This window comes from Hoeflea prorocentri, from assembly GCF_027944115.1.
GTDB classification, from domain to species: Bacteria; Pseudomonadota; Alphaproteobacteria; order Rhizobiales; family Rhizobiaceae; genus Hoeflea_A; species Hoeflea_A prorocentri.
This window is the reverse complement of record NZ_JAPJZI010000001.1, coordinates 878,945-901,033: the sequence shown is the minus strand read 5'-3', so window position 1 is coordinate 901,033 and position 22,089 is coordinate 878,945. Positions and strand designations below refer to the sequence as shown.

Below are 22,089 nucleotides of genomic sequence, written 5' to 3'. Positions count from 1 at the left end.
GTTCGCATGTCTTCACGTTCAGGAAATTCTATCCGTTGATCGTTCCGCCGTCGATATTGATAACCTGACCGGAAACATATGAGGCCGCATCGCTGATGAGGAACATGATGACATTGGCGACTTCTTCAGGTTCTCCAAAGCGCTGCAGCGGAATTTCTGACAGGACACGTTCGCGCCGATTTGCCAGCACCCGATCAGGCATGCCGGTCATGATGATTCCCGGAGCAACACAGTTGACAACGGTATGAGGCGCAAAGCGTTTTGAAAAGGCTCTTGTCAAGCCAATCAAGGCAGCCTTGGCCGCCGTGTATGAATAATGATCGAATGCCCCGCGGTTGGCGGCCAGGGAGCTGGTCAGAACAATGCGGCTCAGGTCCGCCTTGGAGGTAGAATCCGCGAAGGCGAGACACATGTCGCGGGCATTTTTGAGATTATTGTCGATTGCCCGGTCCCAGACCGTATAGTCGCCATGATCATCACTGTCCGGCTCAAACACACCGGCCAGATGGACAAGCGCCACCGGATTGCTCGGACAAAGCCCCAGAACCTCGCTACATTCCTTAAAGCCTGCAAGGTCAGATTGTTTGTAAACCACGCGCGTTGTGTCATCCAACTGCTCCGCAGCCTGGCGAAGTTTCCTCTCGTCCCGATCAAGCGCAAGAATATCTGCGCCAGCTTTTTGACACAGTTGCAGCAGCGGCGAGCCAATACCTCCTGCAGCTCCAGTGACAATGACAGTTCTATCTACAAGTGACTGAAAAAACATGGGATCCCCAACACGAGCATTCCGGGGGCGCACCAATTGTGCGCCCCACCACAAGATGAACTAGTTGATGGAGTGCTGTGCGGAGATCTCGGCATTTGCATCCGCAATTGCCGCGTTCAGCTTGTCAAGCCACTCCGTCCCGTACTGGTCCGTATACCATTTGATCATATGCTCCTTTCCGGCTTCAAAGGTCGCTTTGTCTTCCGCGGTGGGAACATAAACCGTGCCTCCTGCATCAATGAACTGTGCCTGGGCAATACCGTCCTGCTGCTTGTTGAAGTTTGTCTGAACCTCAGCCATCTGGATCACCCCGTCGATAACCAGGGCGCGCAGGTCTTCCGGAAGCTGCTCCAGGAAGTCCTGGCTCATCCAGTAAAAACCCGCCAGATAGGCATGCTCGTCAAGCACGGCATAGTTCAGATGCTCATTGAGTTTGTTGGATACGACATCGAGGGCTGCGTTTTTGGTGCCATCCACGACCCCGGAGCCAAGAGCACCGTAGAGTTCACCCCAGGCAACCGGCGTCGGATTGCCGCCGAGGAACTTCACAAACTCAACCTGAAGCGGCGAGTTGATGGTCCGGATTTTTACCCCTTCAAGGTCTGATGCATTCTTGATCGGCGCGTCGGTTGTATAAAACGACCGCCAACGACCGGTGTTCGAACCGGTGATCAGACGAACGTTCCCGGTTTTCGCCAAAACCGCATCGCGCATCGCATCGACGAACGGTCCCTCCATCAGCACCTTTTCGGCGACGCGATCGTCGGTAAGCATATAGGGGATATCCAGCACCTGAAGCTCCGGCACAAATGGTGCAATCCCGCCAAGCGAGGTATGTGTGAGTTCCAGGGTTCCCTGTTGAACGGCCTCGATCATGTCCTTGAAATTGCCGAGCTGGGCAGCCGGGAAGATTTCGACCTTTATGCGGCCATTGGAACGGCTCTCGAGATAGCTTTTGAGCCAGACGCCGGGCACATGATCATCGGAGTTTTCAGTCGCGGGGCCAACATGACCATATTTCAGTGTGAACTCCTGCGCCGCTGCAATCCCGCTTGAAAGCGCTACCGCAACACCGCAGGCCATTATGGTTCTAAAGAGTTTCATGGTTTTCCTCCCTTACAAGTCTTTCGTGTTTCACTCGCGTTCGGCTCTCACGCGACAATAGGCGGTCTGAATATTGGCTAGCCGGGTGGGCTAGATCAGTCCCAAGAGCCGTGGGACGGTTAAAGAAAGAGCGGGAATGAAAGTTACCGCCAGGATTGCTGCGAAATGGACCATGTAGTAGGGGGTCATCTCGCGTGCGATGGTCGCCACCGGCACATCCGAAATGCTTGACCCGACAAACAGCACAAGTCCGAGTGGCGGTGTCGCCAGGCCGATCGACAGGTTGATCGACATGATGGCCGCCAGATGCAGTGGATCTACCCCAAGATCGATGAGCGCGGGTCCGAGCAGAGGTGCCAGAATGATAATGGCCGGGCCGGAATCTAGGAACATTCCGGTGGCCAGCAACAACAGATTCACAAGGAACAGGATAAGGATCAGGTTCGTTGTGATCTGCGGCAGAAATTCAGCAACCCGGGCCGGCAACTGCGAAAGTGTCATTGCATAGCCAAACGCTGCCGCCGCACCGACCACGATGAGGATACTGGCTGACGTGACGCCGGTTGATGTCAAAATACGCGGCAAGTCCGAAAGTTTGAGAGAGCGTGTGTAGAAGAAACCGACAAAAAGCGCGTAGACGACCGCCGATCCGGCAGCTTCAGTGGGCGTAAATACACCGCTGACAATCCCACCAAGAATAATGACGGGCGTCATCAAGGGAACGAAAGCATTGCGGAAGGCAATTCCGGTCTCCTTGACGGTCGCCCGACGCTCATTCTTGGGAAAGCCGCGTCTCTTTCCCAGAAAGGATGTGACCGCCATAAGCCCGACGGCCATAATCAGGCCGGGCACGATACCGGCTGCGAAAAGCGCGGCAACCGACACATTCATCACATAGGCGTACACGATCATTATGATGCTCGGCGGGATGATTGGGCCTATGATTGATGAGGCGGCGGTCACGGCGACGGCGAACTTCTTGGTATAACCGTCGCGTTCCATGGCCGGCACAAGCATGGAGCCGAGCGCCGACGTGTCGGCCACGGCAGAACCACTCAAGCCCGCAAAGAGGACACTGGATACAATATTGACCTGTGCAAGCCCGCCGCGCAGGTGCCCGACGAGCACCTTGGCAAATTCAACCAGCCGAACAGTGATGCCGCCGGTGTTCATCAGATTTCCGGCGAGAATGAACAGCGGGATGGCAAGCAGAGGAAACGAGTCCATCCCGGCATAAAGCCGGCGTGGCAGTGTTTGTAGAAATATCTCCTTGCCATCGAAGAAAAAGCCGAAGATCGGCCCGGCCAGCAGGGCGAACACAACAGGCACACCAAGGGCGATCAAAAGCAGGAGGACAAGTCCAAAGGCCGGCGTCATACGGCCTCACCACTATGCAGTTCTTCACCGCATATCACATCAAGCGCCTGCTCAATTGCCATCAGCAGAAATCCCGTAGTCGCAACGGGAATTGCAGCCGTCGTATAAAAGAGCGGCAGGTAGAAGCTGGATGCCGTCTGCCCCCAGGCGTTCCAGGCAAGGATCCATCCGAAATAGGTCATCACCGCGCAGGTCAGAATGATGACCAATGCGATCAGGAGGCGAATGGCTCTGCCTCCCAGGCCGGTTACCATGTCAGGCAGAATATCGATGGCGATGTGTTGCCGGCGGTGCATGGCAACGATCGATCCGACGGCGGCAAGCCAGATCAACAGATAGCGCGCCAGTTCTTCCGTCCAGGACAAAGAGTCATTGAGAACGTACCTCCAAAACACGCCCGCCGCGACCACAATGGTGATGATGGCGACCAGTGTTCCGCTCGCTACAAGCGCTGTACCCGCGATCCCCTTATTGAAGACTCTCAGATAACGGAGCAGTCGATCCATACGTTAACAGCCCTCCCATTTTGTAAACCTTTACAATTTGAGACATATCAGAGTCAATCCTGCGCGCGACCTATAAACCCGGCCACTAAGCCATTTAGTTTGAATTCAGTGATTTGATATTCTATCTTCAATACACATAATCTTCGTCTTGAGGCAGCAATTGAGAAAACCTTTACAACCGAAGAATGACAGAAACGCCACAAGCATCTTTGATGTTGCAAGGGAGGCGGGTGTTTCGACAGCAAGTGTTTCCCGGGTGCTGAACGCCCCGAACCGCACCAAACAGAAAACACGCACTGCCGTGCAGGAAGCCATCAAGAAGCTCGGTTACATTCCCAATGGCGCAGCGCGTGCTCTTTCCAGCAGAAACAGCCGGGTCATCGGCGCCATCATACCAACGATTGACAACTCGATTTTTGCAACCGGCATTCAAGCCCTGCAATCTTACCTGCATACGAAAGGCTACTTTCTGCTTCTGGGCTCCAGCAACTATGAGCCCGAGCTGGAATATGAACTCTGCCAGAATTTTCTCGTCCAACAGGTGGCCGGGATAATCATGATGGGCAACACGCATCTGCCGGAATGCGTTCAGATGCTGAAAAGGGAACATACACCTTTTGTGAACACCGGAACTTACGACACCGATGGCAGTTTTTGTGTTGGCTTCGACAACAGCAAGGCAGCGGCCCTGGCCACCAAATATCTTGTTGACCTCGGCCATCGTGAATTCGGCATGATCGCCGGCATTGCCAAAGACAATGACAGGGCAGCGCAACGGATCGAAGGCGTTCGCAAGGAACTGTCAAAGCATGGCATTGAAATGCCGCCCAGACGAATCCTCGAGAGACGCTATGAAATCGACGAAGGCGGCGCAGCGTTCCGACATCTCATGAGCCACCCCGAGCCTCCAACGGCAATCATCTGCGGCAATGATGTCCTGGGTTTCGGTGCGATCCTTGAAGCAAACAACAGCGGCATAGACATTCCACGGCAGGTCTCGGTCATCGGTTTTGACGATCTGGTCCTTTCCAAGCACCTCAAGCCGTCGCTCTCGACGATTCAGATCCCGACGGAGGAGATGTGGTGTCGTGCCGCCGACACATTGCTCGCCCGACTTGAGAGGTTGGAAGCTCCGAGGGCCATTGAGATAGATGTCAGTCTTGTCGTGCGTGAATCGACAGGCGTGCCGCCTTCGGATTGATACGGGGCTACCTACGCGGCAAGCTTTCTGCAATCGGACATCGACACCATCCACGCCAGGGGTCGCTCCAGCCTTGACCGTCGACCGCAGAAACAGCACAAGATTCCAGCTGTCCCTGAAACACCGGAAAGAACGCCATGCCGCTTTTGCTTGGACTCATGTTCGCCCTGGCCACCGCCCTCATAGACCTGGCCGGTGACGTCGTCATCAAATCCGCAGCGGACAAGGCCCGGTTCGTGTCCTTTGCAACGATGGTGGGGATCATCCTCTACGGACTGACGGCCGTCTGCTGGTACTTCACCATGCGTCACGTCGGCCTCGGCCAGGGCACCGTTTTCTATTCCATGCTCAGCCTGATCGCTGCCGTGCTGATCGGTGTCTTGTGGTTTGGCGACGGACTGGGGATAAGGCAGGTCGCCGGCGTTGGTTGCGCCGTTGCGGCAATGGCGTTGATGAGCGAAACGGCCTAGTTTGCTTTCACGACAACTGCATCTTGACCGACATAGGTGCCCAATGCGGCAAAGGCGCAGCGGGCAACCAGTTCGTCGGCATGACACTCAGCGGCGGCGAGCTCAGATTGCGCCGAGGCTTCCCGTTTTCAAACCGAACTTAACGGACCTCTTGAGGCGAGTGCGGTTTGCATCACGGGCATTACCGGACGCGGCGAACATATCTCGAAGAATCCGCAATGGCCTTCGAGCGCCCCCGCCGGACCTTTCTAAATCCAATCTGTTTCGATATCTTCGGCCGGATGAAGCGGACGGCGACATGCAGATGTGGACAGCTCAGGGCGGCTTGTGAAGGTGAGCCGGTGCGCGTGTCGGTGTGCCACTGCCTGGAATGTCAAAAACGCTCCGGTAGTGCGTTTGCAACGCAAGCCCGCTGGAACGAGGCTGACGTTGTCATTTCCGGAAATTTCAAGGTCTGGGAACGGATCGCCGACAGCGGTCACAAGGCGACCTACCAGTTCTGCCCCGACTGCGGTTCGACCCTTGCTTACGTCATTGAGGGCTGGCCAGGCGTCATTGCGATCCCGGTGGGTGCGTTTGCGGATACAAGTTTTCCTCCCCCGCGCTTTTCGGTCTACGAACATCGAAAACATGCCTGGGTGGAAATCCTCGGAGATAATGTCGAACACTCGTCCGATCCGAGCATCGCCTTCAGCCAGGGCAGGCTAAAAAATGGGTAGCGTCGGCTGGCCGGACAGCAGGTCGAGGGTTCGTCTGAAATAGCAACCAAAACTCAATCCGACACCCCTTACCTCACCCCCCCTCATGCGCAGCAACATATGACTCGATCAGCCGGTCGAGCGCTTGCCGGGCAACCGTGTTGTTGTCGCGGCTGAAGCCCAGGGTCGCGACCATTTTCCAATGGCCGTACATGGTGATCACGATGAGATAGCCCAGTTCCCGGCACTCATTGGGGCTGAGATCCGGATAGCTGATCTGGATTTCATGGGCGAGTGTCATCTGGAGAAGCGTGTACTGGTTTTTCAGGTTCTCACGGACGGCAGCGTTGGTTCCCGCAAGCGCAAAGAGCGCGTCGTAGACCGTATCGTCCGCAGGCTTGGGCAAGCCCTTCTCCGACAGGAGATCGAAATAGAAATCGAGAAACACGCTCAGGCGCTTGCTGTCGTCGGCCGAGACGATGCCCCGCATCAGACAGTCGCGATAGGTGTCGGCCAGCATATCGCACAGTGCAATGACCATGTCGTCGGCATTTTCAAAGTAATGCCGCACAAGCTGCCGCGACATGCCGCCCTCCTCGGCGATCCTGTCATAACTCGGCAGATTGATCCCGCGTGCCTCGATCGCGCCATAGAGCGCTTTGACGATTTCCAGGCGCCGAATTTCCGATATTTTCTTGACCATTGCCTCTGTCCGTTTCGGTTTTTTTAGCGCCGTTTGCGTCCGCAAAGAAACTGCACTTTCAGGAAATTTTTCATTTTGACAGCCACTTTGCTGCGGTCACGTAGGCATGAGCGCAATCATGGGTATAAAACACACGCCTTCAGTCACTATTTTTCTTTTAAAATCAATAATAAAGCCGCACGCAAAGGGCGAAACAGCAAGGTTGTCATTAGCAGAAAATTTTCAAAATGAAAATAAATTTTCCATATTGACATTTAACCGGTCAGTTCAGAAAATTTACAATGATAGGCTGTGGTTCAAGGTGACGGTTTAATGCCGAAATCCGGCCACGCCGATCCGGTGTGGGGCGGCGCCGGGCACGTCTGGATGGGGACGACAGCCAGTGACCGACCGCATTTTGCCAAAGCCTTCAGAGGAGGTCTCGCCGCTGTCACACCGAGAGTGTGAAGTGCTGACCTGCCTTGCCGATGGCAAGAACCATGCGCAGGCCGCCGACACGCTCAATATCGCCGAACGCACCATTTTGTACCATGTTGCGAGCGCCCGCACCAAGCTTGGATGTCGGACGCGCGTCGAAACCGTGGCCAAGGCGATTCGGCTGGGGTTGATCTGATGAACGCGACCAACGGCATTGCCTTTGATCCAACCTGCCCTTTGTTGATGAAAAAAATACAGGACCAAGCGGTAAAAACCGCAACCGACTGTAGGTTTCGACAGTAGACACATTTCAAGCAGACTTTTAACTCTGACCTTGGACAGCTTCATAACCAATATACAACCTTTAAGTGTATTTTTCAGCTGTCGGGGGACAGGTATGGCCAAAGAAACTGAAACACTGCTGCGAACCCGCACGATGCAAGAAAAGTTGACTGCAACCCGGCGCGGGTCCAAGCGACGGTTCCTGAGGCCTGCGAGCGTTTTTGTACTCACACCCGGGCAGAACCAAGTATTACGCCATGGCGGCAGGCGGTCATTGCCGATATCTGTGAGCGCGATTGCGCCAGGCTCACGCGCACGTCTCATCATCGGAGCCCTGCTTGCGAGCACGGCGTTGTTTCCGGCAGTCGCGCAGGCGCAGTGTATGCTGGCGCCAGGTTCGGTGACATGCTCGGGCTCGATCCCCGATGGCCGGGCAGTCACGAGTGATTTCGGCCTCGTCACCGTCGATGGCCCGACCGTCGGCGGGTTCGGGCTCCGGTTTGAGAGTGCAACGGACCGGGACATCGTGTTCGACGCCGGTCTGACACCGTTCAACATCATGCTCGACACGACGTTTTCGAGAACGCGCCGTTCGGGTTTCGAGGGGCGCACCGACGGCGCTGTTTCCGGAACGATCTTCGGTGACATCACCGGCGCGACCATGCGCGACGCGACCAACATCAGTGATTTCGATCTCAATAATTTCGGGACGTTCTCTCTGATCACCGGGACAGGCATCGATATAGACAGGATCGGCGAGATAGACGTCACCCGCCCGACAGTGACGGCAACAGTGAGCCGGCGATCAAACACCTTTGCTCCAGGTGGCGAACGCGACTTCGTGATGGGACAGTTCGGCGCGATTCGTCTGCGTGATGCCAGCGGCGACATCAACTTCACCAACACTGGCAATGTCATACTGGACGGCGGTCAGCGCAAACTCAACGTCAACCGCAACGCCAATCCGGGCACGAACCAGCGGGTGTTCTCCACCCGATTTTCAGATGCCGGCACAGGAACGAATTTAGATAGTCAGCACATGGGCTATCAGATCGAAGCCAACGGCAATATCGACATCACGCAAAACGGTAACATCGCGGTTTCCGGCGGTGGTATCGACGCCTCGAGCGAGGTCACGGACGCCATTGCCTCCGTCATCGCCAAGCATAGCGGCGGCCGAGCCCTCTTCATTCGCAACAACCCGTTTGGCAATGACGATCAAGTGTCATTTGCACAGGAAACCAACGTTACGATCAATGGCGATGTGAGCCTGACGGGCGGCGAAGTGGTCGCCCAGTCCATCGCCAACACGACGGGCACCGGCGGCGCTCAGAACAAGGCGATTGTCCGCACCGAGATACCCGGCCAGGTCGGCATCTTCATCACCAAGCCGAGCGAGCGCGATTTCACGCTGAATGGCGGTCTCCGGGTCACCAATATGAAATCGACCTTCGTCGCCAAGGCCGTCGATGGCGCCGACAGCCCCGACGGTCTGGTTGCGGTCGACGTTCAAGGAAACAGCGCGTCTGCGTTCGAGTCTACGCCGTTCTTTTCAGGTAATACGGACACCCGGAAGCTGAGTGCCACCATCACTGGCGATATCGATGTAGTCGGAGGGGATGTCGAGGCCGAGATTGTCGGCACGGGCACGTCGACGATCAACGATCTCGACAGCCGCAGCATATTCACGCCGGATGAAACCGTACGGATCAACCGGTTTGGCGGGAGCGACGCGAGAGGCGGTTTGTTTAGCGCTGACGAATTGGACTACGATATTGGCGGGTCAGTGACCACAAAAGGCGGCAACGTCATGGCCACCATGACGGGTTCCAATATGAATGCGATCATCAATGGCGGCCGTGCCCACGGGTTCAGTATGGGCGCCCGAAGCGGGCCAAATGGCACGGCATTTGCGAAGACCGAAGACAGCGTATTTAACGCGACGGGAGGCATCGCGACGCTGAACCTGAACGGTTCGGGAATGGAGGCCGTCCTGAATGGCGGCGGCGCGCAGGCGCTTGGCGTCAGTCATCAAGGCGATGGGCCGTTCAGCTTCATACAAACAGGTGACGTGAATGCAGTGGGCGGTGCTGCGACAGGGACCGCTTCAGCAGGGTCGACAATCGAAGTTCGAGGTGGTGGCGCGACGGGCGTCACCTACAGCGGAATCGGTTCCTTCTCGAACGCTGCCAAGATTATCGCGACCGGTGGCGACGCCGAACTGACGGGCGACGGGACCGGCGTCGGCGGGTCAGCAATCGGTATAAATACCTTCGTATCGGGCGTGATTACCGGTCAACCGGTGGTCAACATCGGAACGATCCGGGCAACGGGCGGCAACGGTCCGACAAGACGGGGTGCGGCAATCGGTATCGGTGCCACCGATTTCGGTTTCTCAAACTTCGTTGACAATGGCGACGACGTGTTCGACGAACGCGACCTCGTCGGTAGCAATGTCGAGATCATCTCTTCCGGTGACATCTTTACCGACGGCGAAGGGATCGACGGCGCATTGAGCCAATCCGGCCAAAGCGCTCCATCGGCCGGGATCGGCGTCGCCGTGACGGGTACCGGAAAAGTGACCGTCGAAAACGGTCTGGTCGACGCCAAGGGCACGAGTTCTCACGGCATTGCTGTCCTTGCACGGATAGGTCAGATCACGGTGAAGGCTGGCGGCGATGTGAAGGCAGCCGGGGCAAACGGCGCGGGCATCATCGTCGGACCGGCAATCGACTTTTTCCTCCCCCCAGGTTTCCAGACTTCTGTGAATTCAATCGTTATCGAAAACGGAGGCAGAGTGTCTTCTGCTCAAGGCACCGGCATCTTCGATGACGCACGTGCCACGATCAGCGAAGTCGATCCAATCACCGGTGACAACACAACGCGGGACATTGACCTGGAAAACGCCACAACGGTCGACATTGCGGGAACGTTGACCGGTGGCAACGGCACGGCCATCGATTTGGGCAACGGCAATGACACGGCAATCTTCCGCCAGACGGCGGTCATCAACGGCATCACGCTGTTGGGTGCCGGCGAGGACCGGTTCCTCTATCAGGGCTTTACCGAAGATGCATTTGTGGATGGCGGCGATGACCGCGACCGTGTTGTCGTCAATGCCGGCGCCGGTGCCGACGACATGTTCGATCCGACGGTCAATATACCCAACTTCACAAATTTCGAGGCCATCACCAAGACCGGTACGGGCACCTTGACCGTAGGTGGCGTGCCGTTCGCCGGCATGCTCGACTACGAGGTTGATGAAGGGCTCGGCATCATCGGCACGGATCAGCCCAATATCGATGTCATCGTCGCATCAGGCGCGACATTCCGCACGGATCAAATGGTCGGCAACATCACCAATCTGGCGGGCGGCCTTGTCCAGGGCATGGGCACATCAGGCAATTTCACCAATAGCGGCACCTTCGCGCCGGGCAACTCCATCGGTACCTTCAACGTTGGCGGCGATCTGGTTCTGGCCGCTGACGGAACGTTGGCTATCGAGATCGAGGCGCCAGACCAGACCGATCTGGTCAATGTCGACGGAACAACGACGCTGGGCGGCACACTGGCGGTGACCGGCCTTGGCATGCTCAACGCCTTTGCCGAGGGCCAGACCTACACGATCATCGACAGCGCAGACGCCGTATCGGGCACATTTGCGACAATCAACGACAATCTGCCGGATCTCGACGTGATGCCGCAGACCGTTGATGGCGGCGACGGTGGCCAGGAAGTGGTGCTCAGTCTCGTTGCCGCAATGGGCGGCGGCAACCTGTCGGACAAATCCATTGTGCCCAATGCGCAGCAGGCGCAAATCGGAACGGGGCGGCTCTTCGGCAGCGTGCTTCTGGACCGCATGACCGGCAACGGCACGGGGCAAAGCGTTGTCGTCGATGACGGTACCATGCTCAACACCTACGCGCCCAAGCCAGCGACCCCCGGCTCGGGCCTCGCCAAAGGCTTCTATGGAGCCAATACGCAACCGGCCGGTTTTGCTGCACGTCCGACACGCACCGCCTGGCTTTCGGGACTAGGCGGGTTCGACGAAGCGGACACGACCGCCGTCGCCCCCGGTTATCAGGCCGACAGCTATGGGGTAGCCGGCGGCATCCACTTTGAAGGCACGGCAACCGGGTTCGACTGGCTGCTCGGCGGCGCCATCGGCTACACACGCTCCAATGTCACCTCCGGTGCTGGTTCGTCAGATGTCGACACGGTCCATATCGGCGCTTACGGGCGCATTGAGCAGGGCCCAATGCGGCTTTTGGCGCAATTGTCCTACGGCCTGCAGGATTATGACTTCACCCGTGCTGTTCCGGCAGGCGGCGGGATCGCCATTGCCACCGGCAACGCCGGCGGCCATCTGCTCGCCGCTTCACTCGCAGGTGCCTACGACATCGCGCCACGGCTTGGCTTTGGTCAGGCCTACGGTCTGCGCGTCGCACCTGCGGCAGCGCTCGGCTATGTTTATAGCCATCGCAACAACTTCACGGAGACCGGCGCAGGCATTCTCAACCAGGCCTATAGCGCTGCTGATTTCGGCCGCGGCTACCTGCGCACCGGTTTCGAGTTAAGCGCTGTCACGCAGCTTGACGGCGGCACGATGTTCCGACCGCGGGGCGGCCTCCACTGGGAATGGGGATTTGGCGATGACAACCTCGTTGTCGGATCCACTGCGTTGGCCGCCGCCGGCAGCAGCTTTTCCAGTGCCGGCGCAATCGAGGCTGACAGCGGGTTTGTCGCCGCCGCCGGTTTCGACCTGGATTTCAACCCATCAACGACCGCCCAGTTCTTCTATGAGGGCACATTCTTCGACGGTGGAGACAGTCATCGTCTCGGCGGCGGCCTGAAGATGAAGTTCTAGAGCCGCCGGGCGCGATAGAGCCCGCCGGCAATGTCAACAGGAAAAAATTCACGACAATCCGTCCTGGTCCCAAGGATCGGCGGACGTTGAACGTCGATCAAACCGGTGCGGAACGAAGCCGGCCTCGCACATCGTGACCAAAGCAGCAGCAGGACATGAAACCAAAAGCCTTGCCATCAAAACACGGGGCGCGCTATAGACGTAACGTAATAACGTTACATTTCTATGGAGATCGAGCTTTGACCGATACACGACTGCCTGTAACCGTCCTGTCCGGATTTCTTGGAGCCGGTAAAACCACCCTACTCAATCAGGTTCTGAACAACCGCGAAGGGCTGCGGGTGGCAGTGATCGTGAACGACATGTCCGAAGTCAACATCGACGCGGACCTGATCCGGGCCGGCGGTGCGGATTTGAGCAAGACTGACGAAACCCTGGTCGAAATGTCGAACGGGTGCATATGCTGCACCCTTCGCGACGATTTGCTGCTGGAAGTCCGCCGCCTCGCTGAGGAGCGGAAGTTTGACTATCTTCTCATTGAATCAACCGGAATTTCCGAACCCCTTCCCGTGGCAACCACCTTCGATTTCACAGACCAGGACGGAAACAGCCTGTCGGATGTCTCGCGTCTGGACACGATGGTGACGGTGGTGGACGCGGTTAATCTTCTGAAAGACTACTCGAGCCACGATTTCCTCAGTGACCGCGGCGAGACAATGGGAGAGGAGGATGAACGCACGCTTGTCCATCTCCTGACCGACCAGATTGAATTTGCAGACATCGTTGTGCTCAACAAGGTCAGTGCCGCCGAACCGGGACAGGTGGATGCCGCCCGCAAGATCATCCGAAGCTTGAATGCCGACGCAAAAATCATGGAAACCGATTATTCAAATATTGCGGCAGGGGATATCCTGAACACCGGGCTGTTCGACTTTGAAAAAGCCCAGGAGCATCCACACTGGGCCAAGGAACTCTACGGTTTCGCGGATCATGTTCCGGAAACTGAGGAATATGGCGTTGCCTCATATGTCTACCGGGCGCGCCGCCCGTTTGATCCGCAGAAAATCCACGCTTTTTTGAACGGGCCGCTGCCTGGAGTTATTCGCGCCAAGGGACATTTCTGGCTTGCGACAAGGCCGGACTGGGTGGCGGAGTTTTCCCTGGCCGGCGCCCTGTCGAGCGTCAGCCCGATTGGCACATGGTGGGCTTCGGTGCCAAGCAGCCGTCTTCCAGACAATGAGCAACTACGATCCTATCTCAAGAATCTGTGGGTAGAACCGTTCGGGGATCGACGCCAGGAGATCGTGTTTATCGGCTCCGGCATCGACTGGCCGGCGATCAAGAGCGGATTGGACGACTGCCTCATGCAGGACAACACCGGAGATGATCTGACGGCATTCGCGGACCTCCCCGACCCGTTCCCGAAATGGCAACGGAGACAACAGGCGGCATGAGCCAATTGCTCTCTGGACATAACCACGGCCATACAATTTCGAACCGGCCGGTCGCCCGCCAGCAGACGGCGCAGGATGTCGTCATCGGTCGGCAGGCCGAGATTCTTGCCGACATAACCGCGCCGGGCGTGGGCGCCGCGATCTGGCAAAGAAATCCCCATACGTCTTTCCAGACATGGATAGACGCCCTTGCGGTCGAACAACTGCCGAACCTGCGGGTCACTGTTCCTGTCGAACTTGCAGAGGAGGCCGTGCGAACAGCATGCAAAATTGCAAAAACACCACCGGGACCCGAGCAAAAAATGCTCGCCGGCGACGTCGGAGCATTGGCTCTGATCTACGGTGACGTGATGAAAACCGACTATGTGCAAATCCGGTTAGACGTTTCAGACGGGGCAATGTGCCCAAAATTTCATCTCGATAACGTGCCTGCCCGTCTTCTTTGCACCTACCGCGGGCCTGGAACCGAATATGTTCCCGAGATCCATCGGCAAGAGCCGGAGCGCATCAGAACCATGAATACCGGTTCGGTCGGGCTGTTTCGAGGCGCAACATGGGCGTCCGGTGAGCGCTCTTCGCTCCTTCACCGTTCGCCAGGTGCACAAGCAGCGTCCGGACCGCGCCTGCTCCTGGTTATAGACGCAGCAGCTTAAAAACCGGTGACCGGAATGCCGCCGGTCGCCTGCATAGGGCGCATTGGTGCGAGAGAAGCCTCTGTGCTCACACCGGCTTGCCGACCTTTTATCGGTTTTCGGATTTGCCCTCGAACGATTCGAGAACAAAATCGCGGTGCAAACACATTGGTTGCTGGTCTTTCCGACCCGAATCACTACATTGGGAAGAATGGCCGGCCCGGACGAAGACATACCTTTTTTTGGCGAAGACAGCAGTGCGCCCTCCCCTGCGAGCGGCGGTCTTGCGGCGCGTGCCATGGCGGCGCGCAACAAAACCTCGGTTTCTGCGCCCTATCTGGAAGGTCTTAATCCGGAACAGACCCGCGCCGTCGAGACGATTGACGGGCCGGTTCTGGTGCTTGCCGGCGCGGGCACCGGCAAGACGCGGGTTCTGACAACCCGCATCGCCCATATCCTGGCCACCGGCAAAGCCTATCCCAGCCAGATCCTCGCCGTCACCTTCACCAACAAGGCCGCGCGCGAGATGAAGGAACGCATCGGCGTTCTGGTCGGCGGGGCCGTCGAGGGCATGCCCTGGCTCGGAACCTTTCACTCCATCGGCGTCCGGCTCCTGCGCCGTCACGCCGAGCTTGTCGGCCTCCGGTCCGATTTCACCATCCTCGACACGGACGATCAGATTCGGCTTTTAAAGCAGTTGATCCAGGCCGAGGGGCTGGACGACAAACGCTGGCCGGCCCGGCAGTTCGCCATGATGATCGACGGCTGGAAGAACAAAGGATTTGGCCCGGCGGATATTCCCGAGGGCGATGCCCGCGCCTTTGCCAACGGCAAGGGGCGCGAGCTTTACGAGGCCTATCAGAACCGTCTGAAGACGCTGAATGCCTGCGATTTCGGCGATCTTCTGTGCCACCCGATCCGCATCTTCAAAAATCATCCGGATGTGCTGAAGGAATATCACGGCAAGTTCCGCTACGTCCTTGTCGACGAATATCAGGACACCAATACGGCGCAATATCTGTGGCTGCGCCTCATCGCGCAGGGATCGCACAATGTGTGTTGCGTCGGCGATGACGATCAGTCGATCTACGGATGGCGCGGCGCGGAAGTGGATAATATCCTGCGCTTTGAAAAGGATTTTCCGGGTGCCGTGGTCATCCGGCTTGAACGCAATTACCGCTCCACGGCCCATATTCTGGGCGCGGCCGCGCATCTGATTTCCCACAATGAAGGCCGCCTCGGCAAAACCCTCTTCACCGATCTCGCCGACGACGATCATGACAAGGTCATGGTGCATGCGGCCTGGGATTCGGAGGAGGAAGCCCGCGCCGTCGGCGAGGAAATCGAGCAGCTTCAAAGGCGCGACCACAGGCTCAACGATATGGCGATCCTCGTGCGCGCCTCCTTCCAGATGCGCGAATTCGAGGATCGGTTCGTCACGCTCGGCCTCAATTACCGCGTCATCGGCGGTCCGCGCTTTTACGAACGGCTCGAAATCCGCGACGCCATGGCCTATTTCCGCGTCGTGTGCCAGCCGGCGGACGATCTTGCCTTCGAGCGCATTGTCAACACACCGAAACGCGGCCTTGGCGAGGCTGCCATCCGGCAATTGCACGATTATGCGAGAGCGCGCGATATCCCGCTTTTAAAGGCCGCATCCGACCTCGTCATGACCGAGGAGATGAAGCCGCGCCCGCGCAAATCCCTGACGGACGTCGTGGAAAACTTCCATCGCTGGTCCTCCCTGCTGGACAACACGCCGCACACGGAGCTTGCAGAACAAATACTGGAGGAAAGCGGTTATACGGCCATGTGGCAGAACGACCGCTCCGCCGATGCACCCGGAAGGCTGGACAACCTGAAGGAACTGATCCGCTCCATGGAGGATTTTGAATCCATGCGCGGCTTCCTCGAACATGTCAGCCTCGTCATGGACGCCGAACAGAACGAGGATCTTGACGCCGTCTCCATCATGACGCTGCATTCGGCCAAGGGCTTGGAGTTCGAAACCGTCTTCCTGCCGGGATGGGAAGAAGGCCTGTTTCCCCATCAGCGCGCGCTTGACGAGGGCGGACGCTCAGGCCTCGAAGAAGAGCGCCGCCTCGCCTATGTCGGCCTCACGCGCGCCAAGATGAACTGTCATATCTGGTTCGTCTCCAACCGCCGTATCCACGGGCTTTGGCAATCGACCATCCCCTCGCGCTTTCTGGATGAGCTTCCCTCCGAACACGCCGATGTCGCCGAGAGCGAGACATCCTACGGCGGTTATGGCGCAACGGGTGTGGGCGGCGGCTACGGGGCATCGCGGTTTGACGAGGCGGAGCCCTTTTCCGGCAGTTACCAGACGCCAGGCTGGCGCCGCGCCCAAATCAACCGCAACGAGGCGACACGGCAGAACTGGGGATCGCGCTCCGGCCACGCGGTCGAGCGCATCGGCTATGGCGAAACCGATTCAGGCTATGGAGCCGGTCGCACCTCGGTCAAAAACCGCACGATAGAGGGCGAACTTGTCGCCCGTTCCGTCGCCGACGAGCCGTCGGATTTCAGCATTGGCGACCGGGTTTTCCACCTCAAATTCGGTAACGGCAATGTCGCATCGATTGACGGAAACAAGCTGACCATCGATTTCGACAAGGCCGGCCAGAAGCGCGTCCTCGACAATTATGTCGAAAAAACAAAGTGATCGCCGGGCCGCCAGAGCTCTTCATGAATTCAGCGCCGACAACACCCTGCATTGTCACAAATTTGCAGTGATTATGGACGCATAGTCCCGCCGGGATTAGACTGATCCTCTTGAAAATTCAAACGACAAGGCCGATCCGGTACAAACGCCCCGAAATGGCGGACAGCCGGACGATGCAGGGAGCTTCACATGACAATCAAAACTCTGGAAAACCTCAGCCGCCGCCAATTCCTGGCAGGAACCGCTGCAGCTGGTTCGCTGGCGCTTTTGCACCCGTTTTCGGCCTTTGCCTCCGGCAACCAGGCGCATCTGCGCCTGATGGAGACGACTGACTTGCACGTCCATGTCTTCCCCTACGATTATTATGGTGATCGCCCGTCCGATTCCGTCGGCCTGTCACGCACCGCCACGCTCATCCGCAAATTCCGCGACGAAGCGACCAATTCGTTGCTGGTCGACAATGGCGATTTCCTTCAGGGCAATCCGATGGGCGACTACATTGCCTATGAGCGCGGCATGAAGGACGGCGACATGCATCCGATCATCCAGGCCATGAACACGCTCGAATTCGATGCCTCGACCCTTGGCAACCACGAATTCAACTACGGCCTCGATTTCCTGATGAAGACACTGAACGGAGCCGATTTCCCGGTCGTCTCGGCAAATGTCGTCAAGGGAGCGCTCGCTGGAACGCCACGCGACGACAAACTCTTCCTCAAGCCCTATGTCATCATCGACCGCATGATCAAGGACGGCAACGGTCAGGAACACCCGATCCGCGTCGGCCTGATCGGTTTTGTGCCGCCGCAGATCATGAATTGGGACCGCCGCCACCTGGAGGGCAAGGCCAACGCCCGTGACATCGTCGACACGGCAAAGGCTTGGGTGCCTGAAATGAAGGAAGCCGGCGCCGATATTATCGTTGCCCTCTCGCACTCGGGCATTGATGCAAACGACCGCAGCGACGGCATGGAAAACGCCTCGCTCCACCTTGCGGATGTAGACGGCATCGATGCCGTCTTCACCGGTCACCATCACCTTGTCTTCCCCGGCCCGAAATATGCCGGCATGCCCGGCATCGATGCCGAAAAGGGAACCCTCTTCGGCAAACCCGCCGCCATGGGCGGTTTCTGGGGCTCACATCTCGGCATCATTGACCTGATGCTCGAACGCGACGGCAATGAGTGGAAAATCGCCGGTTTCACAACCTCGGCCCCGTCCATCTACGAACGCGACGGCCGCAAGGTCATTCCGGTGGTCGAGGACCAGCAGGACGTTCTGGATTCAGTGAAGAAAGAACATGACGAAACCCTCGCCTATGTCCGCCGCGCGGTCGGCAAGACCTCCGCACCACTCCACTCCTATTTTGCGCTGGTCGCCGACGATCCGTCCGTGCAGATCGTCAGCCAGGCCCAGACCTGGTATATCGACCAGATGATGAAGGGCACCGAATGGGAAGGCCTGCCGATCCTTTCGGCCGCTGCCCCGTTCAAGGCCGGTGGCCGCGGCGGTCCGGATTACTACACCGACGTCGCACCCGGCGATGTGGCCATCAAGAACGTTTCCGACCTGTACCTCTATCCGAACACAGTGCGCGCCGTGGCGATCACCGGTGCTCAAGTGAAGGACTGGCTGGAGCGCTCCGCCGGCATCTTCAACCGGATCGAACCTGGCAAGGAAGATCAGGCACTCATCAATAATGAATTCCCGTCCTATAATTTCGATGTCATCGACGGCGTCACCTATCGCATCGATCTGACCCAGCCATCGAAATACGACCCGAAAGGCGAATTGCTCGACACAAATGCCAACCGTATCACCGACTTGAAATATAATGGCGAACCCATTGATCCTGATCAGAAATTTGTTGTTGCTACCAACAATTACCGCGCCGGTGGCGGCGGCAACTTCCCGGGCATTGATGATGATGTGGTCATCTTTGTCGGTCCCGACACCAACCGCGATGTCATTGTCCGCTACATCGTCGATCAGGGCACGATCAACCCATCCGCCGACAGCAACTGGTCGTTCAGCCCGGTTGAAGGGGCCACGGCCATCTTTGAAACAGGCCCCAAGGCCAAGGCCTTCATGAACGATGTCCGCGACGTCACGATCGAGGATGCCGGCGAAGGGAACGAAGGGTTCGCCAAATATCGTATCAAGATGTGATCAACCCGACCGGATTGAAAAGGAGCGCCGCCTTTGTGCGGCGCTTTTGCTTTTTTGTGGGATTGCCCGGATCAACCATTTGGTTTGCGCTTGCGCGTGGTAGAACAAAACCATGACGATACTTGTTACAGGAAGCGCCGGACATCTCGGCGAAGCGCTGGTGCGCACGCTGCAGACACGTGGCCACAAAGTGACCGGCCTCGATATCAAGGCATCGCCCTTCACAACGCTGGTGGGCTCGATCGCCGACAGATCCTTTGTGAGCTCGGCTATGCAGGATGTGGATGCGGTCATTCATGCCGCAACGCTGCATAAACCGCATGTTGCAACCCATGGCAGGCAGGATTTCATCGACACGAATATAACTGGGACGCTGAACCTTCTGGAAGAAGCCGCCGCATCTGCCACGCGTCGCTTTGTCTTTACCAGCACCACCAGCGTTTTCGGCATGGCCATGTCGCCTGCTGCGGGTGAACCGGCCGCATGGATCACCGAAGATGTCGTGCCGGTGCCGAAAAACATCTATGGCATCACCAAGCTGGCGGCAGAGAACCTGTGCCGGCTCATCGCGACAAAACACGACCTGCCGGTCGCCGTCCTGCGGACATCCCGCTTCTTTCCGGAGGCCGACGACCGTTCGGAAATCCGTAACGGGTTTGAAGACGAAAATGCAAAAGCCAATGAGTTCCTGTTTCGGCGCGTCGATATTGAAGACGCGGTGGAGGCGCATTTGCTCGCGCTGGAAAAGCCGCCGCAAGCCGGTTTCGGTACCTACATCGTCAGTACGACTACGCCGTTTCGCAAGGAAGATCTGGCGGACCTGCGAACAGACCCCAATGCAGTCTTCCGGCGCAGGCTGCCCGATCTCGCGGCCCAATATGAGCAACGTGGATGGAGCATGTTTGCCGATATCGACCGGGTCTATGTAAACGAAAAGGCCCGGTCCGAACTCGGATGGCAGCCTCGATATGATTATCGTCACCTGTTTGAGCGCCTGAAAGCCGGTGAGCCGGTTCTCGGCCCCATGGCACAGACATTGGGCCTGAAGGGCTATCATTCACAGATATTCGACGAAGGCCCCTACCCGGTCGACCACTAATGCCCTGATTGCGTTCGGAAGGGCCACGACCAACAGCGACATAAAAACGACCCAACCGTGCCCTATATAAAGCCGGAGCGACCTCGTGCGTTATGGATGGGACCCGGCGCACAGAAGGCATTATTGCGTATGGAAGGAGCCCGCGCCCCGAATTAAGGAGGATGACAATGTTCTCAACGTCAGAACTTCTCGCGACCACACCACCGGAAGACATTGCCGGTGCAAGAAGCATGGCCCACAACGCCACCCAGATCGCGGCCCTGGCGGCCCTGGCCAATCTCGCGCCCAGACCGGACTACAGCCACACCGCCTTGCGATGGAACGCGGCAAGCGGCGCCTTTGAGACTGACCCGATGGACAGTCACGATGGTCTGATTTTCATACAGATTACGCTTTCCCCGCTCACCATGCGCCTGGTTCGAGGCGGTGAGGCCATTGCCATACTCGAGCTGGACGATGTCTCGGAAGCGGACTGCCTGGCCTGGCTTGATGAAGGACTGATCGAGCACGGCCTTTATCCGGCATCGGCTGTAAAACACCCGTTCAAACTGCCAAGGGACGTCGCCGATATCGACAGGTTCAAAAGCGCCGGGCTTGAGCCGGCTCTTTTGGCGCTCGGCCGCTGGTACGATCTGGCAAGCCGGCAATTGCTGACATTTGCTTCCAAAAACGACTCCATATCGCCCGGACCCGGCCCGATCTATTGCTGGCCGCATCATTTCGACATTGCCACCTATGTCGCGTTCGAAACGAATGGCAACGGTGCCGCGCGCGGCGTCGGCGTCGGTATGTCACCCGGCGATTCAAGTTACAGCGAGCCGTATTTTTACGTTAATCCATGGCCGCATCTGAGCGCGGACAGCCTGCCGCCCCTGCCCACGCCGGGCCACTGGCATACGGATGGTTTTGTCGGCGCCGTCGCAACGGCAAGCGAAGTTCTCACCCTGGACGATACCGATGGCGCACTGTCCGATTTTATTGACAGCGCCTTTGCCGTCGGTCGGGAAAAACTAAGGGCCTGAGAACCCTTACGGCTTTTCAGGCTTGCCGTTGGTCCAGGTCACGTCCTGCCCGTAGAGAGGCACGGTCGAGAGCGACATCTTTGCTGATCCGTCCTGCACCTGCCGCGAATGCGACAGGTAGATCAGCGTGTCGTTCACTTTGTCATAAACGCGCTTGATCACCAGTTTTTTCCAGACGATCGAACGGCGCTGCTTGAAGATTTCTTCGCCGCCTTCATCAAGCTCTATGTCGCCGATCACCACCGGCCCGGTCTGGCGGCATGCAATGGAGGAATTTGACGGATCTTCAAACCAATTGCCCTTTTGCAGCCGGTCGATAACTCCGCGCTCAAAATAAGCCACATGACACGTTACACCCGAGACGCCGGGATCCTGCACCGCTTCTATGACGATATCATTGCCGAGCCAGTCGACTCCGATCTCGCCAACCTGTTCGGCCTGAGCCAAACCCGCAAATGCAAATGTCAAAATGCCGCCCGCCGCGACCGCACGTTTGATGAACCGCAATTCTGCCTCCTGGTCATTTCCTTCAGCCGCATATAGGGATTGGACCCGTGGGTTTGCGAGCCCTTGATCACAATTGCCATGCCGATTGTATTCCGAGACTGGACGCCTGCCACCGCCCATTCCATAGTTACG

17 protein-coding genes are annotated in these 22,089 nt (G+C 57.7%); 11 read left to right on the top strand and 6 right to left on the bottom strand.

Translation table 11 applies throughout. The features are described from left to right. Positions 1 to 28: 28 nt before the first annotated feature. The 4 genes from OQ273_RS04105 to OQ273_RS04090 all read right to left on the bottom strand — a co-directional run bounded on the left by OQ273_RS04105 (position 29) and on the right by OQ273_RS04090 (position 3,753). The gene (locus OQ273_RS04105; RefSeq protein WP_267989202.1) at positions 29 to 766 is read right to left on the bottom strand and encodes an SDR family NAD(P)-dependent oxidoreductase; all 738 of its coding nucleotides are present in this window, start codon (positions 764 to 766) and stop codon (positions 29 to 31) included. 60 nt (positions 767 to 826) lie between these two features. Then, complete coding sequence (gene dctP, locus OQ273_RS04100; protein ID WP_267989201.1) at positions 827 to 1,870, bottom strand: TRAP transporter substrate-binding protein DctP; 1,044 nt, start codon at positions 1,868 to 1,870, stop codon at positions 827 to 829. 90 nt (positions 1,871 to 1,960) lie between these two features. Next, positions 1,961 to 3,247, bottom strand: coding sequence for a TRAP transporter large permease (locus OQ273_RS04095; RefSeq protein ID WP_267989200.1), 1,287 nt, complete (start codon positions 3,245 to 3,247; stop codon positions 1,961 to 1,963). Next, positions 3,244 to 3,753 carry a TRAP transporter small permease gene (locus OQ273_RS04090; protein WP_267989199.1) on the bottom strand — a complete coding sequence of 170 codons (510 nt, stop codon included), beginning with the start codon at positions 3,751 to 3,753 and terminating at the stop codon, positions 3,244 to 3,246. The genes OQ273_RS04095 and OQ273_RS04090 overlap by 4 nt, the downstream gene beginning before the upstream one ends. Positions 3,754 to 3,913: 160 nt before the next feature. Here OQ273_RS04090 and OQ273_RS04085 point away from each other — a divergent pair, with 160 nt between their 5' ends. The 3 genes from OQ273_RS04085 to OQ273_RS04075 all read left to right on the top strand — a co-directional run bounded on the left by OQ273_RS04085 (position 3,914) and on the right by OQ273_RS04075 (position 6,143). Beyond that, positions 3,914 to 4,954: a LacI family DNA-binding transcriptional regulator gene (locus tag OQ273_RS04085; protein ID WP_267989198.1), complete on the top strand. Its 1,041-nt coding sequence runs from the start codon at positions 3,914 to 3,916 to the stop codon at positions 4,952 to 4,954. A 137-nt stretch (positions 4,955 to 5,091) separates the two neighbouring features. Further along, positions 5,092 to 5,424, top strand: a complete 333-nt coding sequence (locus tag OQ273_RS04080; protein WP_267989197.1) for a DMT family transporter — start codon at positions 5,092 to 5,094, stop codon at positions 5,422 to 5,424. A gap of 281 nt (positions 5,425 to 5,705) precedes the next feature. After that, on the top strand, positions 5,706 to 6,143 hold the full coding sequence (locus OQ273_RS04075) for a GFA family protein (protein WP_276562382.1): 438 nt from the start codon (positions 5,706 to 5,708) through the stop codon (positions 6,141 to 6,143). 73 nt (positions 6,144 to 6,216) lie between these two features. Here the strand turns inward: OQ273_RS04075 and OQ273_RS04070 are convergent, their stop codons facing one another. Then, positions 6,217 to 6,825 (bottom strand): TetR/AcrR family transcriptional regulator, encoded by a 609-nt coding sequence (locus tag OQ273_RS04070; protein ID WP_267989195.1) that lies wholly within the window; start codon positions 6,823 to 6,825, stop codon positions 6,217 to 6,219. 382 nt (positions 6,826 to 7,207) lie between these two features. On the opposite strand from OQ273_RS04070, the gene OQ273_RS04065 reads away from it, so the two are divergent. From OQ273_RS04065 to OQ273_RS04030, 8 genes are all read left to right on the top strand, one after another. Continuing rightward, positions 7,208 to 7,438: a response regulator transcription factor gene (locus OQ273_RS04065; RefSeq protein ID WP_267989194.1), complete on the top strand. Its 231-nt coding sequence runs from the start codon at positions 7,208 to 7,210 to the stop codon at positions 7,436 to 7,438. A 360-nt stretch (positions 7,439 to 7,798) separates the two neighbouring features. Further along, positions 7,799 to 12,391 carry an autotransporter outer membrane beta-barrel domain-containing protein gene (locus OQ273_RS04060; protein WP_267989193.1) on the top strand — a complete coding sequence of 1,531 codons (4,593 nt, stop codon included), beginning with the start codon at positions 7,799 to 7,801 and terminating at the stop codon, positions 12,389 to 12,391. Between the two features lie 239 nt (positions 12,392 to 12,630). Then, entirely contained in the window at positions 12,631 to 13,845 is a 1,215-nt protein-coding gene (locus tag OQ273_RS04055; RefSeq protein WP_267989192.1) for a GTP-binding protein, read from the top strand. Continuing rightward, positions 13,842 to 14,498 carry a DUF1826 domain-containing protein gene (locus OQ273_RS04050; RefSeq protein ID WP_267989191.1) on the top strand — a complete coding sequence of 219 codons (657 nt, stop codon included), beginning with the start codon at positions 13,842 to 13,844 and terminating at the stop codon, positions 14,496 to 14,498. Before OQ273_RS04055 ends, OQ273_RS04050 begins: the two co-directional genes overlap by 4 nt. A gap of 190 nt (positions 14,499 to 14,688) precedes the next feature. Continuing rightward, positions 14,689 to 17,160, top strand: coding sequence for an ATP-dependent helicase (locus OQ273_RS04045; protein ID WP_267989190.1), 2,472 nt, complete (start codon positions 14,689 to 14,691; stop codon positions 17,158 to 17,160). A 189-nt stretch (positions 17,161 to 17,349) separates the two neighbouring features. Then, positions 17,350 to 19,329: a bifunctional 2',3'-cyclic-nucleotide 2'-phosphodiesterase/3'-nucleotidase gene (locus tag OQ273_RS04040; protein WP_267989189.1), complete on the top strand. Its 1,980-nt coding sequence runs from the start codon at positions 17,350 to 17,352 to the stop codon at positions 19,327 to 19,329. A 112-nt stretch (positions 19,330 to 19,441) separates the two neighbouring features. Then, positions 19,442 to 20,428, top strand: coding sequence for an NAD-dependent epimerase/dehydratase family protein (locus OQ273_RS04035; RefSeq protein ID WP_267989188.1), 987 nt, complete (start codon positions 19,442 to 19,444; stop codon positions 20,426 to 20,428). A 167-nt stretch (positions 20,429 to 20,595) separates the two neighbouring features. After that, positions 20,596 to 21,450 (top strand): hypothetical protein, encoded by an 855-nt coding sequence (locus OQ273_RS04030; RefSeq protein WP_267989187.1) that lies wholly within the window; start codon positions 20,596 to 20,598, stop codon positions 21,448 to 21,450. Between the two features lie 6 nt (positions 21,451 to 21,456). Here OQ273_RS04030 and OQ273_RS04025 read toward each other — a convergent pair whose 3' ends face one another. Then, positions 21,457 to 21,957, bottom strand: coding sequence for a CreA family protein (locus OQ273_RS04025; protein WP_276562301.1), 501 nt, complete (start codon positions 21,955 to 21,957; stop codon positions 21,457 to 21,459). Between the last annotated feature and the right edge of the window lie 132 nt (positions 21,958 to 22,089).

Coding starts and splice junctions, on each gene's coding strand:
- OQ273_RS04105 (WP_267989202.1), bottom strand. CDS start 766: ATGTTTTTTCAGTCACTTGTAGATAGAACTGTCATTGTCACTGGAGCT.
- dctP (WP_267989201.1), bottom strand. CDS start 1,870: ATGAAACTCTTTAGAACCATAATGGCCTGCGGTGTTGCGGTAGCGCTT.
- OQ273_RS04095 (WP_267989200.1), bottom strand. CDS start 3,247: ATGACGCCGGCCTTTGGACTTGTCCTCCTGCTTTTGATCGCCCTTGGT.
- OQ273_RS04090 (WP_267989199.1), bottom strand. CDS start 3,753: ATGGATCGACTGCTCCGTTATCTGAGAGTCTTCAATAAGGGGATCGCG.
- OQ273_RS04080 (WP_267989197.1), top strand. CDS start 5,092: ATGCCGCTTTTGCTTGGACTCATGTTCGCCCTGGCCACCGCCCTCATA.
- OQ273_RS04075 (WP_276562382.1), top strand. CDS start 5,706: ATGAAGCGGACGGCGACATGCAGATGTGGACAGCTCAGGGCGGCTTGT.
- OQ273_RS04070 (WP_267989195.1), bottom strand. CDS start 6,825: ATGGTCAAGAAAATATCGGAAATTCGGCGCCTGGAAATCGTCAAAGCG.
- OQ273_RS04050 (WP_267989191.1), top strand. CDS start 13,842: ATGAGCCAATTGCTCTCTGGACATAACCACGGCCATACAATTTCGAAC.
- OQ273_RS04045 (WP_267989190.1), top strand. CDS start 14,689: ATGGCCGGCCCGGACGAAGACATACCTTTTTTTGGCGAAGACAGCAGT.
- OQ273_RS04040 (WP_267989189.1), top strand. CDS start 17,350: ATGACAATCAAAACTCTGGAAAACCTCAGCCGCCGCCAATTCCTGGCA.
- OQ273_RS04035 (WP_267989188.1), top strand. CDS start 19,442: ATGACGATACTTGTTACAGGAAGCGCCGGACATCTCGGCGAAGCGCTG.
- OQ273_RS04030 (WP_267989187.1), top strand. CDS start 20,596: ATGTTCTCAACGTCAGAACTTCTCGCGACCACACCACCGGAAGACATT.